The organism is Bifidobacterium moraviense (genome assembly GCF_012932365.1).
Taxonomy (GTDB): Bacteria; Actinomycetota; Actinomycetes; order Actinomycetales; family Bifidobacteriaceae; genus Bifidobacterium; species Bifidobacterium moraviense.
In genome coordinates this window covers 71,145-87,715 of record NZ_JAAIIH010000007.1, presented here as the reverse complement: position 1 = coordinate 87,715, position 16,571 = coordinate 71,145, and the positions used below count along the sequence as shown (strand labels likewise).

Annotated in this window: 13 protein-coding genes; 2 read left to right on the top strand and 11 right to left on the bottom strand. The window is 69.0% G+C overall.

Annotated features, from left to right (window positions below):
* The first annotated feature begins 181 nt into the window (after nt 1-181).
* Together G1C96_RS05960 and G1C96_RS05955 are read left to right on the top strand one after the other, a co-directional pair.
* A complete protein-coding gene (locus G1C96_RS05960) occupies nt 182-2,521 on the top strand; it encodes a sialidase family protein (RefSeq protein WP_169275729.1) in 2,340 nt (779 codons plus the stop codon).
* Nucleotides 2,522-2,580: 59 nt separating this feature from the next.
* A complete protein-coding gene (locus G1C96_RS05955; protein WP_417852176.1) occupies nt 2,581-3,333 on the top strand; it encodes a FadR/GntR family transcriptional regulator in 753 nt (250 codons plus the stop codon).
* Between the two features lie 115 nt (nt 3,334-3,448).
* Here G1C96_RS05955 and nagA read toward each other — a convergent pair whose 3' ends face one another.
* The 11 genes from nagA to G1C96_RS05900 all read right to left on the bottom strand — a co-directional run bounded on the left by nagA (nt 3,449) and on the right by G1C96_RS05900 (nt 16,550).
* Complete coding sequence (gene nagA, locus G1C96_RS05950) at nt 3,449-4,702, bottom strand: N-acetylglucosamine-6-phosphate deacetylase (RefSeq protein WP_169275727.1); 1,254 nt, start codon at nt 4,700-4,702, stop codon at nt 3,449-3,451.
* Nucleotides 4,703-4,723: 21 nt separating this feature from the next.
* Complete coding sequence (gene nagB, locus G1C96_RS05945; protein ID WP_169275726.1) at nt 4,724-5,536, bottom strand: glucosamine-6-phosphate deaminase; 813 nt, start codon at nt 5,534-5,536, stop codon at nt 4,724-4,726.
* 127 nt (nt 5,537-5,663) lie between these two features.
* The gene (locus G1C96_RS05940) at nt 5,664-6,626 is read right to left on the bottom strand and encodes a dihydrodipicolinate synthase family protein (protein ID WP_169275725.1); all 963 of its coding nucleotides are present in this window, start codon (nt 6,624-6,626) and stop codon (nt 5,664-5,666) included.
* A gap of 97 nt (nt 6,627-6,723) precedes the next feature.
* The gene (locus G1C96_RS05935; protein ID WP_169275724.1) at nt 6,724-7,581 is read right to left on the bottom strand and encodes an ABC transporter ATP-binding protein; all 858 of its coding nucleotides are present in this window, start codon (nt 7,579-7,581) and stop codon (nt 6,724-6,726) included.
* The gene (locus G1C96_RS05930) at nt 7,578-9,608 is read right to left on the bottom strand and encodes a dipeptide/oligopeptide/nickel ABC transporter permease/ATP-binding protein (protein WP_169275751.1); all 2,031 of its coding nucleotides are present in this window, start codon (nt 9,606-9,608) and stop codon (nt 7,578-7,580) included. Before G1C96_RS05930 ends, G1C96_RS05935 begins: the two co-directional genes overlap by 4 nt.
* 2 nt (nt 9,609-9,610) lie before the next feature.
* Nucleotides 9,611-10,567, bottom strand: coding sequence for an ABC transporter permease (locus G1C96_RS05925; protein WP_335341929.1), 957 nt, complete (start codon nt 10,565-10,567; stop codon nt 9,611-9,613).
* Between the two features lie 147 nt (nt 10,568-10,714).
* Entirely contained in the window at nt 10,715-12,280 is a 1,566-nt protein-coding gene (locus G1C96_RS05920; RefSeq protein WP_169275723.1) for an ABC transporter substrate-binding protein, read from the bottom strand.
* Nucleotides 12,281-12,781: 501 nt separating this feature from the next.
* A complete protein-coding gene (locus G1C96_RS05915; RefSeq protein WP_169275722.1) occupies nt 12,782-13,450 on the bottom strand; it encodes an N-acetylmannosamine-6-phosphate 2-epimerase in 669 nt (222 codons plus the stop codon).
* A 76-nt stretch (nt 13,451-13,526) separates the two neighbouring features.
* Complete coding sequence (locus G1C96_RS05910) at nt 13,527-14,540, bottom strand: ROK family protein (RefSeq protein WP_169275721.1); 1,014 nt, start codon at nt 14,538-14,540, stop codon at nt 13,527-13,529.
* A complete protein-coding gene (locus G1C96_RS05905) occupies nt 14,537-15,445 on the bottom strand; it encodes a DUF4862 family protein (protein ID WP_169275720.1) in 909 nt (302 codons plus the stop codon). The genes G1C96_RS05910 and G1C96_RS05905 overlap by 4 nt, the downstream gene beginning before the upstream one ends.
* Before the next feature lie 484 nt (nt 15,446-15,929).
* Nucleotides 15,930-16,550 carry a DUF5701 family protein gene (locus G1C96_RS05900; RefSeq protein ID WP_169275719.1) on the bottom strand — a complete coding sequence of 207 codons (621 nt, stop codon included), beginning with the start codon at nt 16,548-16,550 and terminating at the stop codon, nt 15,930-15,932.
* Between the last annotated feature and the right edge of the window lie 21 nt (nt 16,551-16,571).

The window sequence follows — 16,571 nt, the reverse complement described above, 5'->3', positions numbered from 1 at the left end:
AACGCCGGCGCGAACGGAACGCCATCGCCCGGGCCGGTCGCGACCGTCGGTGTGATAAGATGTATGTTATCTGATGTCTGATGTCTCACTGCTGAGCGCATCGTCACACGGCATCCCATCCGACACGATCACACGATCCGGCGGCGTCGCGCCCCGACGCACCGGAGGAACAGAGGTTCTCATGCGTTGGCAGACCACGGATTTCCCCGACGGCGAGGGCACGCTCCGCGTCGCCTTCATCGCGCGGGGCGACGGCGAGCTCTGCCGCGCGGTGCCCGATGCCTCTCCCGCCCCCGCCGATTCCACCGGCTCCGTCAACACCACCGACACCGCCGGCACCAACGCATTCCTCTCGATCGGCATCCGCGACGGCCACGCGCTGGTCGAGGCCCGCGGCATGGCGCCGGATCCCCACGACCCGAACGCCCCGCGCGACGCCGTGCTGGACATGGAGGACGCGTTCAACCTCTCCCCCGGCACCGCGCACGAGCTGACGCTCACCTTCGGACGCTTCGGCACGCGCGTCCATCTGGACGGCTACCAGTGCTTCGCCTCCGCCGGCGATCTGGCGCCCACGCGCCTCGGCCCCTCCGGGCGCTTCATCCTCGCCGAGGAGGCCACGCTCGCCACGCGTCCCGAACCGCTCCGCGCCGAGGAGATCGCCCGCACCGCCCCGGCCGTGGAGCCGGACGTCGTCTTCGCCGGCCCCGCGCTCGCCCCGCGCGACGTGCGGCGCATCGCGCACCTGCGCGAGGGGGCGATCGCGGCGCAGTTCCGCGTGCGCGGGCGCGGGCAGAACGGCGTGATCCTCGCCGCCGGCATCGGCGACGACCAGCGCATGACCGTGCGCATCGAGCCGGACGGCATCGCGCTGACCATGCGCGACGACGACGGCCCGACGACCTACCGCGCGCCCGGCGACTGGGACGACGGCGACTGGCATCATCTGGCCGTCCGCGCCTGCCGCGGGGCCGTGGAGCTGTTCATGGACGGCGTGAGCGTGCTGCACCAGAGCGGGCAGATGTGGTTTGCCGATCTGGCGCGCGGCGCCGCGGCAACGGCAACGGTCCCCGATTCCTCCCCCGCCCCGATCGACCGCCTGACCGTCGGCTGCGACCTGAGGGGCGTGCGCCTCATGGGCGAGGTGCGCCAAGGCGGCGTCCTGTTCCAGGCGCCCACCGACGGGCAGATCGCGCGCCTCGCCCACGCCGCCCCGCTCGTCACCACGGCCCTGTTCGACGCGGGATACGCCGGCTCGGCCAGCTACCGCATCCCCTCGCTCGTGCGCACGCCGCGCGGCACGCTGATCGCCGGCGCGGACCGGCGCACCGCGATCAGCAACGACGCGCCCAACCACATCGACTTCGTGATCCGCCGCTCCACGGACGGCGGACGCACCTGGCTGCCGATGCAGACGGTCATCGCCATGCCCGGGCGCGAGGACGGGCTCGAAGGCGCCAGCGCCATCGACTCCTGCCCCGTGGCGGACGCGCGCACCGGCCGCGTGACGGTGCTCATCGACCTCAACCCCGGCGGCATAGGCCTGACCAACTGCGAGCGCGGTCTCGGCGTGGACGCGCACGGCGACCTGAAGTTGTGGGACGCCGACGGCAACGAGACCACGCTGAGCCGCGTGCCGGACGCCGGCGACGTGTGGCGATCGCCCCGCCGCGCCCCGGCCGGCCAGCGCTGGCATGCGGCGCGCACCTGCTACGTCGCCGAGATCCATTCGGACGACGACGGCGCCACGTGGAGCGAGCCGCGGCTCATCGACCACATGGTCAAGGAGCCGTGGATGCGCTTCATGGGCGTGTGCCCCGGCGCGGGCATCCAGCTGACGCGCGGAGCCCATGCCGGGCGTCTGCTCGTGCCGTTCTACTGCAGCGGCGACAGCCGCGTGCACTATTCGAACGGCGCGCTGATCAGCGACGACGGCGGCGAGACGTGGCGCCGGGGCCGCATGGTCAACGAGGGGCGCACGATCAACGGCCGCACGGTGGATCCGGTCACGATGCGCGACGACGACGCCACCGGCAGCGAGACCGTGTTCGTGCAGCGCGCCGACGGCGACGTGGTGGCGTTCTTCCGCAACCAGAATGCGAGCGGCCGCGTGGGCAAGGCCGTCAGCCACGACGGCGGCGAGACGTGGGACGGGCTCGAGTTCGACCCCGCGCTGCCGGAGATCTTCAGCCAGCCGAACGCGATCGCCGCGCCCGGACTCGGCGACGACGCGGTGCTGTTCGCCAACGCCAGCCAGATGCTGCCCTATCGCGGGCGCGGCGTGGTGCGGCTCAGCGTCGACGGTGCGCGCACATGGAGCCGCAGCCTGTGCGTGCATCCCCATCATCACGTCTACCAGTGCATGGCCGCGTGCGACGATTCGACGCTCGGGATGCTCTGGGAGATAGAAACGTCGGGGGTCTACATTACGTATATCCCCTTCGCATGGTTGTCAGGCGGCCACGGCGAGGGCGCCAGGGTCGCAGAACGCAAGCACCACCAAGGCAAGGAGTCATCATGACCAGCCCAGCAGTCCAGGCAGACCATGGGGATGCCGACCACGTGAACCGATACGGCGAGATGGAACTCGCCACGCTCGTCCGTCTGTCCATGGGGCAGTCGGCCACGCCGGTGGCGTCGCGCAGCCGGTGCGACGAGACGATGGACGCGATCAAGTCGTACATCCTGCGCGAACGCCTGCAGCCCGGCGACGTGCTGCCCACCGAGACGCAGCTGTGCGACGACATCGGCGCGTCCCGCTCCTCCGTGCGCGAGGCCGTGCGCAAGCTCGAGGCGCTCAACATCGTCAGGGTGGAGCACGGCAAGGGCACCTTCGTGGGGTCGCTCTCGCTCGACCCGATGGTGGAGACGCTCGCGTTCCGCTCGATGATCTCCGTGGGCAAGAACTTCACCGACCTGCAGGACGTGGTGGAGATGCGCCGCTTCCTCGATCTGGGCTGCGCCGACGAGGTGGTCGCCTCGCTGGCCGGCAGCGAGCAGCCGCACCTCATGGAGCTCGCCGACGCCATGTCCTCCACCGCCAAGGAGGGCAAGACCTTCCTTTCGCTGGACATCGACTTCCACATGGGCGTGCTCGACGCGCTCGACAACACCATCGTCAAGCAGATGGTGCGCTCGCTGTGGCTGGTGCACATGGCCGTGCTCCCCCAGCTCGGTCTGCCGGTCTCCAGCGAGCTGGACCGCACGGCGGACGCGCACCGGCGCATGCTCGACGCGGCGCTGGCCGGCGACGTGGACGGTTACCGCGAGGCCGTGAGCGACCACTACGAGCCGATCGAGTCGATCCTCAAGCACCGCATCCAGGAGCAGTGAGCGGCCAGGAACGGGAAGGCCCCTTGGAATCGCAGGATTCCAAGGGGTCTTCCCATGTGCGGGGCGGTATGCCGGCGTATGGGCGGCAGCCGGTCGGGACCTCGGTCGGGCCGCGCTACTTCACGCGGCGGCCGGCGCACCAGACGTGCTGCACGGCCAGCGTGCCGGGATCGGTGAGCAGCAGGTCGGCGGCGTAGCCGGGGGCCACGAGGCCCAGCGGCGCGCCGGTGACCTTGTTCGGGCGGTCGAAGCCGAACGCCTTCGCCGGGGTGAGGCTCGCGGCCTCGATCGCGTCGGTCAGGCCCATGCCGAGCTCGTGCACCGCGCGCCGCACGGCCACCTCGAGGATGAGCGTGGATCCGGCGATCGCGCCGTTGGAGACGAGCCTGGCGTGCCCGTCCACCACGTTCACGTCGAGCGCGCCCAGCTTGTAGGCGCCGTCCGCGCAGCCGGTGGCGGCCATCGCGTCGGTGACGAACGCGATGCGGTGGGGCGCGAAGCCCAGGCCCAGGCGGACCATCGGGTTCTGCACGTGGAAGCCGTCGTTGATGAGCTCGATCGTGACGCGCGGATCCTCCACGGCGGCCGGGATCGGGCCCGGCTCGCGGTGGTGCAGCCCGTTCATCGCGTTGAACATGTGCGTCATCAGCCTCGCGCCGGCGTCGAACGCGCGGCGCGCCGTGGCGTAGTCGGCGTCGCAGTGGCCCACGGCGGGCACCACGCCGGCCTCGGCGAAGCGGCGGATCGCCTCCATGCCGTGCTCGCGCTCGGGGGCGAGCGTGATCTGGCGCAGCGTGCCGTCGGCGGCCTCGAGCAGACGCTCCACGCGCTCGGGCGTGGGGTCCACGAGGCAGTTCGGGTCGTGCGCGCCCTTGCGGGAGAGCGCCAGGAACGGGCCCTCCAGGTGCGAGCCGAGCACGTCCGGGCGCCTGGCCATCACGTCGCGCACGGTGGCGAGGTTGCGTTCCATCACGTCCAGCGGATTGGTGATCAGGGAGAGCACCTGACGGGTGGTGCCGTGCAGCATGTGGTGCGCGCGCGCCACCGAGATGGCGTCCGCACCGTCGTCAAACGAGCACTCCCATGCGCCGTGGACGTGGATGTCCACGTAGCCGGGGGTGACGAGCATGCCGCCGGCGTCCACCGTCGTCACGCGGTCGGGGCCGCCGAGGTGGGCGATGCGGGCCTCGCAGTCCGCATCGCCGGTGCCCACGGCGTCGATCGTCCCGTCCACCACGCTCACCCAGGCGCCCAGATCCACGCCCTGCGCGTCGGCCTTCACCGCGTTGCGGATCACGAAGGTGCCGGCGGGCGCGGCGAACGCGTCCTCGATGGCCCTGGCCTGCGCCTGATGAATCGGATCAACCATGATGTGTCTTCAGCCTCTCGATCAGATGGCCTGCCAGGCCGGCTTGTGCTCGAAGGAGTAGCGGTAGTAGTCCTTGTTGCGCAGCTTGGAGGCGGCCTCCTCGTCCACGATGATCGTGGCGTGCGGGTGCAGCTGCAGCGCGGAGGCGGGGCAGTAGGAACTGATGCCGCCCTCCACGGTCTCCGCCACGGCCTCGGCCTTGCCGGCGCCGAAGGCGAGCAGCACGAGGTGGCGCGCCTTCATGATCGTGCCGATGCCCTGCGTGATGCAGTGCGTGGGCACCTGGTTGATGTCGTTGTCGAAGAAGCGCGCGTTGTCGATGCGGGTCTGCTCGGTGAGCGTCTTGACGCGCGTGCCGGAGGCGAGCGAGGAGCCCGGCTCGTTGAAGCCCACGTGGCCGTCGGTGCCGATGCCGAGGATCTGCACGTCGATGCCGCCCGCGGCCTCGATCGCCGCATCGTAGGCGGCGCCGGCGCCGGCGACCTTCTCGCCGTCCTCCAGCGGGGTGCCGTTGAGCACGTCGCCGGGCACGTGCACCTTGGCCGGGTCGAGGCCCAGCGGCTCCACCACGGTGCGGTGGATGGTGGCGTGGTACGACTCGGGGTGGGTCAGCGGCAGGCCGATGTACTCGTCCAGCGCGAAGCCCTGCACGCCGGAGACGTCGATGCCCTCGGCCTTGACGATCTTGGCCAGCGCCTGGTAGGCGGCCAGCGGGCTCGAGCCCGTGGCCAGGCCCAGCACCGCGTTCGGCTTGGCCTTGATGAGATCGGCGACGCAGCGGCCGTACAGCTCGCCCGCCTCCTCCTGGTTCTTGACGATGATGACTTCTGCCATGCTTGGATCCTTTCGTGGTATGCGTGATGCGTGTGACGTGATGGCGGGCGTCCGGCGGGTGGGAGCGCGGACGCCCGGGAACCGAGCGGCCCCGGACCGGAGTGCCGGGACCGGGGCCGCGGGGCCGTCAGGCCTCGGTGGAGGCGGAGACCTCCTCGGGGGTGCGCTTGAGCTCCATGCCGACCTCCTCGAGAACGGCGGCGACGCGCTTGACGTTGTCGCCCTTGAGCGGCAGCACCGGGTTGGGCATCTGGTTGGTGTCGAACACGCCGAGCAGCGCCATGGCGGTCTTGAAGGCGCCCACGCCGGAGCCGAAGCCGGCGACGCCCTGCGGCACGGTGACGATGCGCATCAGCGCGGCCAGCCAGTCCTGCTCCTTGCGCACGGTGGCCCAGTCGCCGGCTTCGGCGGCCTTCCACATGCGCACGTAGCCGGTGGCCTCCACGTTGGCCAGGCCCGGCACGGAGCCGTCGGCGCCGGCCATGTACGCGCCGTCCACCACGACCTCCTGGCCGGTGAGCAGCGTCAGCGGGTGGCCGGCCTTCTTGTTGTCGTCCACGAGGAAGCGGAACGCCACGTCGTCGTTGGAGGAGTCCTTGACGCCGGAGAGCACGCCCTCCTTGCCGAGCTTGATGAGCAGGTCGTTCGGCAGCTTGGTGTGCACGCACACCGGGATGTCGTAGGCGAACAGCGGCAGGTCCGGCACGGCCTCGTGGATGAGGCGGAAGTGGCGCTCGATCTCCGGCACGCCGCCGAGGGCGTAGAACGGGCAGGTGGCCACGATCGCGGACGCGCCGAGCTCCTTGGCCTCCTTGGCGTGCTCGATGACGCGGTTGGTCTCGGTGTCGATGCAGCCGACGAACACCGGGACGCGGCCGTCCACGATCTCCATGACGGTCTGGATGATCTCGCGGCGGCGGGCATCGGTGCTGAACGCCACCTCGCCGGAGGAGCCGAGGGTGAACAGACCGTCGACGCCGGCGTCGATCATGCGGTTGAGCGAGCGGGCGAAGCTGACCTTGTCGACCTCGCCGTCGGCGGTGAGCGGGGTGACGACCGGCGGGATGACGCCACGGAACTGGGTTGCCATAGTTGTTGTGTCCCTTCTTGGATGGGTTGTTGGGTTCTGGTGGCCGGGGCCCGCGGAGGCCCCGGCCGGTTTGGCTGTCGGCGTGCCGTGCGTCGCGTCAGGCGCGCGGGGCGCACTCGGCTGCGGTCGGGTGCAGCAGGGAGGGCGCGGCGCCCATGAGGATCTTGGTGTACTCGTCCTGCGGGTTGCGCATCACGTCCATGGTCTTGCCGCGCTCCACGACGGTGCCGTGGTTCATGACCATGACCTCGTCGGAGATATAGCGCACGGTCTGGATGTCGTGGCTGATGAACACCATCGACAGGCCGAGCGTCTTCTTGAGGTCCGAGAGCAGGTTCAGGATCTGCGCGCGCACCGAGACGTCCAGGGCGGACGTGGGCTCGTCGGCGATGATCGCGTCGGGCTTCAGGGACAGGGCGCGGGCGATGGCGACGCGCTGGCGCTGGCCGCCGGAGAGCTGGCCGGGCAGGGCGCCGAGCACCGAGGTGGGCAGGCCCACCATGCGGATCAGCTCGTGCGCGCGCCTGTCGCGGTCGGCCTTGGATCCGAGCTGGTGCACCACCAGCGGGTCGATGAGCTGGTCGATCACGCTCATGCGGGCGTTGAGGGCGGTGGCCGGGTCCTGGAAGACCACGGAGACCACGCGGCCGATCTGCATGCGCTCCTTGGCGGTGCGGTGCGTGACGTCCTGGCCCTTGAAGAACACCTTGCCGCCGGTGACCTGCTGCAGGCCGCACATCACGTTCGCGGTGGTGGACTTGCCGCAGCCGGACTCGCCGACGATGCCGATGGTCTGGCCGGGCATGAGCTTGAGGTTCACCTTGTTGACCGCGGTGATCCTGTTCTTGTGGAACAGGCCGGATCCGGCGCGGGTGGTGAACACCACCTCGACGTCCTTGAGCTCGATGATCGGCACGTTCGGGTCGGTCTTCGGGGTTTCGATCGCGTGGCTCATCGCTTGCCTCCTTCCTGGGCGGTGGCCGCGACGGGCGCGGGGGCGTCCGCCACGTCGGCGTTCTCGGGCAGTGCCGCGTAGAAGTGGAACGTACCGGGCACCTGCTTCATGATCGGGCGGGTGTTGAGGCCCACGTCCGGGTGGCTGGAGCGCGGCGCGAAGCGGTCGCCCTTCGGGAAGTCGGCCGGGGACGGCACGGTGCCGGGCACCTGGTGGAGCCTTCCGGCGCCGGCCTCGATGGAGGTGACGGAGCCGAGCAGGCCGCGGGTGTACTCGTGGCGGGGATCGGTGAGGATCTCCTTGGTGGAGCCCTGCTCCACCACCTGGCCGGCGTACATGACGGTGATCGAGTGCGCCACCTTGGCCACGAGGGCGAGGTCGTGCGAGACGAAGATCATCGCGAAGCCGAGCTTCTCGCGCAGCTCGTTGAGCAGGTCGATGACCTGCTTCTGCACGGTCACGTCGAGGGCGGTGGTGGGCTCGTCGGCGATGATGAGCTTCGGGTCGCGGGTCAGGGCCATGGCGATGAGGACGCGCTGGCGCTGGCCGCCGGACAGCTCGTGCGGGTAGGACTCGAGCGTGCGCTTCGGGTCGAGGCCCACGAGCTCGAGCAGCTCCTCGGCGGTGCGGGTGCCGCCGCGGGAGGTGAGCTGCTTCATCTGCGCCTTGATGAGCATGGACGGGTTGAGCGAGGAGAGGGCGTCCTGGTAGACCATGGCGATCTCGTGGCCGCGCAGGGCGTTGTGCTCCTTGGGATCCATGCCCACGAGGTTCTTGCCGTCGAACAGGATCTCGCCGCTGATCTTGGCCTTCGGGTCCAGCAGGCCCATGATGGACAGGGACGTGATGGACTTGCCGCAGCCGGACTCGCCCACGAGGCCCATGGTCTCGCCGGGGCGCACGGAGAAGCTCACGTGGTCCACGACGTTCACGTTGCCGTGGCGCGGGAACTGGATGCACAGGTCCTTGACCTCGATGACCGGGGCCGCGGTGCTCTTGGGCTCGAAGCGGTCGGTGCGCTTGAGCTCGGCGGCCTTGAGGGCGGCAAGGGACTCGGCCAGGGACGCGGCCTGCTCCTTGTAGGCGGCGACCGGGTCGGTCAGGAGACGGTCCTCCTTGCGCTCGGCGGCGGCGTCCGCGGCGGTCTTCTCGATCGGGGCGGTCGGGGCGGCCACCATGGCGTCGGTGATGCCCTCGGACAGGATGTTGAGGCACAGCACGGTGATCATGATCGCGAGGCCCGGGAACATGGCCTGCCACCAGTAGCCGAAGATCACGCCAGCCTTGGCGGAGGACAGGATGTTGCCCCAGGTGGGGGTGGGCTCGGGGATGCCTGCGTTGATGAAGGACAGCGAGGCCTCGAACACGATGGCGTCGGCGACGGACAGGGTGGTGAACACCATGACCGGGGCGGCGATGTTGCGCATCACGTGCTTGTAGAGGATCCACGGGGCGCGGGCGCCGGAGACGATGACCGCGCGCACGTAGTCCTTGCCGTACTCGCTGATGATGTTGGCGCGCACGATGCGGGCGATCTGCGGCACGTAGAGCACGCCGATGGAGATGATGATGCCGATCATCGACTGGCCGAGGATGGACACGAACACGGCCGCCAGGGCGATGCCCGGGACGGACATGAACACGTCGATGACGCGCATGATGAGCTCGGAGATCCAAGTGCGGGTCACGGCGGCGAGGGCGCCGATCAGGGAGCCGACGACGAGGGCGAACGCGATGGAGCTCAGGCCGATGACCAGCGAGTAGCGGGCGCCGTACAGGACGCGGGAGAGCACGTCGCGGCCGAGGTTGTCGGTGCCGAACCAGTGCTCGCCGGTGGGCGCCTGGTAGCTCATCGTGATCTCGAGCGGGTCGTGCGGGGCCAGCACGGGGGCGAAGACGGCGCAGATGACGAGCAGGGCGATCACCACGAAGGAGATCTTGCTGCCCAGGGTCATCTTGCTGAAGCGATTGAATTTGACGCCGGGCTTGCTTGCGGCCGCGGCTGCTTTGTTCTTGCCGAAGAGCATCGTCACACCGTCCTGATTCGCGGGTTGATCAGCACGTAGAGCAGATCAACGATGATGTTGATGATGATGAACGCGAGGGCCACCACGAGCACCACGCCCTGGACGAGCATCGGCTGGTTGCCGTTGATGCCGTCGAACATCGCGGTGCCCATGCCGGGCAGGGCGAAGATGACCTCGATGACGATCGCGCCGCCCATGAGGTAGCCGATCTTCATGCCGAGGGTGGTCACCGGGGTGATCAGGGCGTTGCGGAACACGTTGCGGGCCACGACGACGCGCTTGGGCACGCCGGCGCCGATGGCGGTGCGCACGTAGTCCTTGTCGAGCTCCTCGACCATCGAGGTGCGGATGATGCGGGTCAGCTGGCCGGCCACGGGCAGGCCCAGAGCGAAGGACGGCATGGCCATGCGGGCCAGGTAGGCGCCGGGATCCTGGGTGAAGGGCACCAGGTCGCCGGAGCCGGGCAGGAGGGCCATCTTGATCTGCAGCACGTAGATGAGCAGCACGCCCAGCCAGAAGGACGGGGTGGCGATGGCGATGATGGAGACGACGCGGATGAGCTGGTCGACCCAGGTGTCGCGGTAGAGAGCCGCGAGCACGCCGAAGACGATCGCGAAGACGATCGCGATGAGCAGGCCGATGAACGTCAGCTGCAGGGTGATCGGGAAGGCCTGGCCGACGCGGGCCGCGACGGAGTCCTTGTTGACGCCGTAGACGCCCATGTCGCCGTGGAACAGACCGCCGATGTAGTTGAAGAACTGCTGCCACCACGGCAGGTCGTAGCCCATCTCGTGGCGGAACGCGGCCAGGGCCTCCGGGGTGGAGTTCTCGCCGAGGGCGGCCACCGCGGGGTCGTACTGGGAGAAGGACATGAGGAAGAACACCAGGAAGGTGACTCCGAATGCCATGAACGGCAGGGCGACCAGTCGCCTGCCCAACAGTCGTAACAGATTGCTCACTTTGCTTCGATGCTCCTTGATTCGCGCCGTCGCGCCCGTGCGCGGGCATAGTGAGGGGGAGCCCCCGGGTTTCCCCGAAGGGACTCCCCCGTTTCCCTATGGTCCGTGCCCCTTGGGGGCGTGGACGATGCTATGGATGGATTGACGTCAGCTGTTCAGCTTGGCCTTGACCAGGTTGATGCCGGTGGAACCGATGGCGCCCCAGGACGAGAACACGCCCTTCTTGACGGCCGTCGTTGTCTTGCGGTGGAACAGCGGGTACAGCGGGACCTCTTCGCTCAGCAGGTCGAAGCACTGGTTCCAGTCCTCCTGGCGCTCCGAGTCGGAGGAGGCGGAGAGGGCCTTGTCCATGAGCTCGTGCAGCTGGGTGTAGCCCTCGGAGTCCTTCCAGAAGGTGCGCTGCTTGGTCCAGGCGTTGTCGCCGTACCACCAGTTCATGAGCAGGTCGGGGTCGTTGCCGAACACGGACGGGTCGCCGGGGGCGAGGACCATGGAGTAGTCGGCGTCGTCCTTGTCCGTGATGGACGGGTACAGGGCGGAGGACTTCATGGACTGGATGTCCACGTTCATGCCGATCTCGGCGAGGTCGTTCTTGATCTGCGGGGCCAGCTGGGTGATCCAGGAGTGGTCGGTGGTGTACAGCGTGAAGCTGATCGGGGTGGTCACGCCGGCCTCGGAGAGCAGCTCCTTGGCCTTGGCGGTGTCCTTGGTGTACACGTTCTTGGCCTGGTGGTAGTACGCGGACTCCTTGGGCAGGAAGCTCGTGGCGGCCTCGGCCTGGCCGCTCATCTGGTTGGAGATGAGCTTGTCCACGTCGATCGCGTAGAACACGGCCTGGCGCACGCGCTTGTCGTTGAACGGGGCCTTCTTGGTGTTGAACATCAGGAACGGCAGGTTGAAGCCCTGGGCGGTCTGCAGCTCGGAGCCGGAGGACTGGAGGGTCTGGAAGGCCTGGGCCGGGACCATCTCCATGATGTCCGTCTTGCCGCCTTGCATGGCGGTGACGCGTGCGGTGTCGTCAACGGTCACGTTCCACACCATGTACTTGGTCTGGGCCGGGTACTGGCCGTTGTACTGGTCGTTCTTCTCGAACTTGACCTGCTGATCCGTGATCTCGGTGTACTTCCACGGGCCGGAGCCGGTGGGCATGCTCTTGAGCTCGTCGTTGCTCTTGGCGGTCGGGACGATCGGGATGAGGGCCAGACGCTGCTGGAACAGCGGGAACGCCTTCTTGAGCTTGAAGGTGACCTCGGTGTCGGACTTGGCCTCGACGGAGTCGATGAAGTCGAGCATCGAGATGTACAGGGAGCCGGAGGCGGTGGAGCGCTCGTAGGAGCTCACGACGTCCTTGGCGGTGACGGCGGTGCCGTCGGAGAACTTGGCGCCGTCGCGCAGGGTGACGGTGTACTCGGTGTCGGAGACCTTCTGCGGGTCGCCCTTGGCGAGTGCGGCGTACGGCTCGTAGGTGGTGTAGTCGAGCGCGTACAGCGGCTCGGTGACGTGCCAGTTGGCGGCCAGCGGGAGCGCGCCCGAGGTGGTCGGGCTGAAGTCGCGGCTGGCGTAGGCGACCTGCGCGGTGATGGTGTCGGCCACGGACGTGCCCACCTTCGCGGTCTGCGTCTGGGCGTTGCCGCCGCCGCAGCCGGCGAGCATCATAAGACCGGCGACCGCAGCTGCCACCGCGGCCTTGAACTTTCCATTTCTCCTGATCATGTGATCTCCTCATCGTTGAGTGAACTTGGACCACCGTTCGACCCGCGACGTGATCCTTTCCTGTGTCGTTACTGGTTGCGCGGTTTCTTGCCGAGCCCCGTCGCGTGACCGGCCGCGTGGCCGGTCGGGTGACGATGCCGGAGGTCCACTGTGCTGAACCGCTAACGTCGTTGTCGAACCTCCTTAATGGTAAGACGTCTGATGTCTGATTTCAAGTCGGTGTGTTGGGGTGTTCACTCTCCAGGACCCCTCCATCGACCTGTCCTACAGTCCACCAGCCGAAGATATCGGCCATATTTCAAGGTTCCGAGCTCGTTACCGAAGTGATAATGGTTGTTCACATCCACGAAATAAGACGTCTGATGTCTGTTCGGTTCGGCGTGTCCTACGCGAATCGCCGCCCGGGGAGGCGGCGTTGCGCTCCCTCGGACGGCGATCGTCAATCGTTCTACCCGCGCATGGACTGCAGCGTGCGCGTCATGCGCCGCGACGGACGCGGCGTCACAGCTTGGCGGCGAACCAGCGCGTGATGCTCGTCGGATGCGTGATCGCGGTGCCCACCACCGCGGCCCACGCGCCGGCCTGCATCACCTGATGCAGCTGGTCGGGCGTGTGGATGCGGCCCTCGCACAGCACCGGCACGTCCGGGAACGCCTCGATCATCTGGCCGAGCAACTCGAAGTCCGGGCCGTCGGTCTTGGGGCGCTCGCCGGTGTAGCCGGACAGCGTGGTGGAGATGATGTCCGTGCCGGCCTCCACGGCGCGCTCGGCGTCGGCGAAGCTGCCGCAGTCGGCCATCACGACCACGCCCTCGTCGTGCAGCGCGTGCACGGTCTCGGCGTAGGTCAGGCCGTCCGGGCGCGGGCGACCGGTGGCGTCGATGGCGATGATGTCGGCGCCGGCGGCCGCGCAGCAGCGCGCGTGGCGCAGCGTCGGCGTGATGTACACGCCCTCCTCGCCGTCCTTCCAGATGCCGATCACCGGCACGCTCACCTGGCCCTTGATGGCCGCGATGTCGGAAAGCCCCTGGCAGCGGATGCCCACGGCGCCGCCCTCTACGGCCGCCATGGCCATCTGCGCCATGGTCTCCGGGTGACGCAGCGGCTCGCCCGGGTACGCCTGGCAGCTCACCACGAGGCCGCCCTTGATCTTCTCGATTGCCTGATGCATGTCCTGTGTTCCTTTCCTGCTGTACCTATGTGTCTCTATGTCGCTATGTTCGGACGGCTCCGACGGCCCCGCGGCGCTACGCGATGCTCCGGTGCACGGCCACGGCCGCGCCCACGAGCGGGGCGTCGCCGCCGAGCAGTCCCTCGACGAGCGGCGTGGGGCGCACGAGCGGCAGCGCCGAATCGGCGAAGCCCTCCCGCAGCGCGTCCCACCACAGCGGTCCGGCCTTGACGACCGAGCCGGAGACCACGATCACGTCCGGGTCGATGAGGTTGCCCATGCCGCCGATGCACTCGCCCAGCGCGCGGGCGCTGTCCTCGATCACGCCGCGGGCGAGCGCCTCGCCGTCCGCCGCGCGACGCGCCACGTCGGCGCCGTCCGCCGCTGGGGCGGGGACGGTCCCGCCGCTGTCCGCGCCGCCGGAACGCTCCTCCAGCCTGCGGTTGTACAGGTCGCGCAGTCCGGTGCCGGAGGCGACCGGCTCGATGTGTCCGCGCGTGGTGCCGCACGAGCACAGGAAGCCCTCGCCCAGCGCCGCGGGGACGTGCCCCGCGTGCCCGGCCACGCCGTGCGCGCCCTGGAACAGCCGGCCGTCGATCACGATCGCGCCGCCGATGCCGGTGCCCACGCCGATCGAGAGCACGATGCCCCGGCCGCGGCCCGCGCCGTAGCCGGCCTCGCCCAGACCGTGCGCGCCCACGTCGCCCACCATGTGCACCGGCAGGTCGGTCACGGCCGCGAACGCGCGGTACAGGTTCTGGCCCTTCCATCCGGGCAGGATGTCGGTGGCGGAGACGATCTCGCCGGTGGCGCTGTCCGGCACGCCGGCCGCGGCGATGCCGATGCCGGACACCTCCACGCCGTTGTCCGCCGCCCACGCCAACTGCTCGGCGCACAGGGCCGTCAGGCGCTCGCGGATGCTGTCGCCGCCGCGCGACGCCTCGGTGGGGATGGCGCGCTCGTGGGACGTCGCGGGACGGGCGTCCGCCACATCGTCCGCGGCACCGCCGGCGGGCAGCGTCACGAAGCCGGATGCGATCTTGGTGCCGCCGATGTCGAACGCGAGATAGGTGGGCCCGGCGATGCTCATGCCGCGACCGCCTCGTGGATGCGCGACAGGAACCCGAGACGCTCCTCGATCGTGGCGTCCTTGGGCACGCACACCTTGGCGCCCACGTAGTCGAGCGGATGGTCCTGCGTCAGCGAGGCGGCGACGGTGGCGCGGATGGCGTCGGCGTCCATGAGCGACGTGGGCTCGTCCGGGTTCATGGGCAGGTGGCCGTCGATCCAGCCGTAGCCGTACTGCGTCTCCTCGGGGCCGGCGCCGGAGAACATGAGTCCGGAGAGCACCCCGGCCTTCGCGGCCTCGGCGACGTGCTCCACGGCGGTCTCGGCGGTGCGGCCCTCGACGACCGAACGGCCCCAGTTCACGGTCAGGCCGATGCCCGCCTCGCGGCACAGCGCGATCTCGTCCTCGATGGGCAGGAAGCCCTTCTCCGGCTTCTGGCCCTCCACGTACTTGTCGCAGTGCTCGATGACGAGCCTGGCACCGGACCAGTCGAGCTGCGCCAGCGCCTCGAGGGAGGCGGCCATGGCGTCGCGGCTGGCGATCCTCGTGGGCGCGGAGTGGATCTCGACGTACTTCACGTCCTGGCCGTCGCGCCACTGGGCGAAGTCGGCGAGCGCCTCGCGCAGCTGCTTCATGAACGCGAGCGCGGCCCTGCGGCCGTCCTCGTCCGGGCTGGCGAGACCGAAGTTCGGGTCCTTCCACACGTGCTGCATGGTGCCGGGGATGACGGTGACGGTGTTGCTGCGCCAGTGCCTGGGCAGGTGGGCGGCCAGCCAGATGCGGTCGGCCGATTCCCTGAGGTCGCCGGGGAACGGCAGTTCGGTGCCGTCGATCCACGGCTGCTCCCCCAGCAGGTCGTAGTAGGATTCCTGGGCTTCGCGCCCCTGCGGCAGTGACGCGTACGCGCCGACGACGAATGATGGCATCTGGTTTCCTCCTTGAAATGCTCGTGCCTCGAACATTTCTTATCGTACTATCATCAGACGTCTGATGTCTACCGTGTTAACGGCGCGCCCCGCAGGAAACCTCGCGGAAACAGACCGTCAGCCGCGGCGCGCCGGACGTTCGCCGCAACGTTGCCGCAAACGACCACCGGAGGCCCCCGATCGCCCCGCAGCATGGCCGCTCATCGCAACGTTGCGACGAACGACCACCGAAGCTCTCCCGACTACCCCGCAAGATGGTCGATCACCACAACATTGCTACGAACGACCATTGAAGACCACCCTGACACCCCACAGCATGGCCGATCACCGCAACGTTGCGATCGGAAACCACCCAACCACACAGGCCACTGCCCGATCCGGCCGATCACCACAACGTTGCCGCGAACGACCATCGGAGACCACCCGGCTGCCCCGCAGCATGGCCGATCGTCACAACGTTGCGACGGCGGAACGGACCGGTCGGTCAGCGGAACAGCGAGACGCCGCGACGCGCCATGCAGAACGCGTTGCCCAGCCACGTGTGGCGGGAGTTGGGCCACACGGCGCCCAGACGCGGCGCGTTCTGGCTCATCCAGATGCTCGGCACACGGCCGTCCGCGCTGCGCGAGCCCAGCAGGTTGAAGCCGTTCTTCTCCCGCAGCCAGTCCGGGTGCTGCGTGGCGATGGCCAGCCCCTCCTCCAGCGTGAGCGGGATGCGCTCGTCGGAGTCGATGAGCTTGCGCGCCACGTCCGGCTCGCGGTTGGTGTACTTGGTGCCGGTGTGCGGCTCCACGACGATGTAGAACGGGCCTTCGGGCGGCTCGAAGCCGTCCTGCGGCAGGAAGCTCGCGATGTCGCGCGGGGGCATGGTGGTGAACCCGGCCATGCGGTTGATGGACGTGCGCGAGATCAGCGATTCCGGCGAGACCAGCTCGCGCGTGGGCACCAGCAGGATGCGCTCGTCCAGATCGGTGTGTTCGAGCGCCTCGATGAGCGGACGGGCGAGCGCGCGGAACGCGGCGGCGCTCATGTCCGCCACGTCGGGATACCCCAGCGCCACGATGCGGTCCAGCTGATGCTGCGCTTCCACGGATGCCTTCGACATGTCTCCAGTGTAGGACAGGCG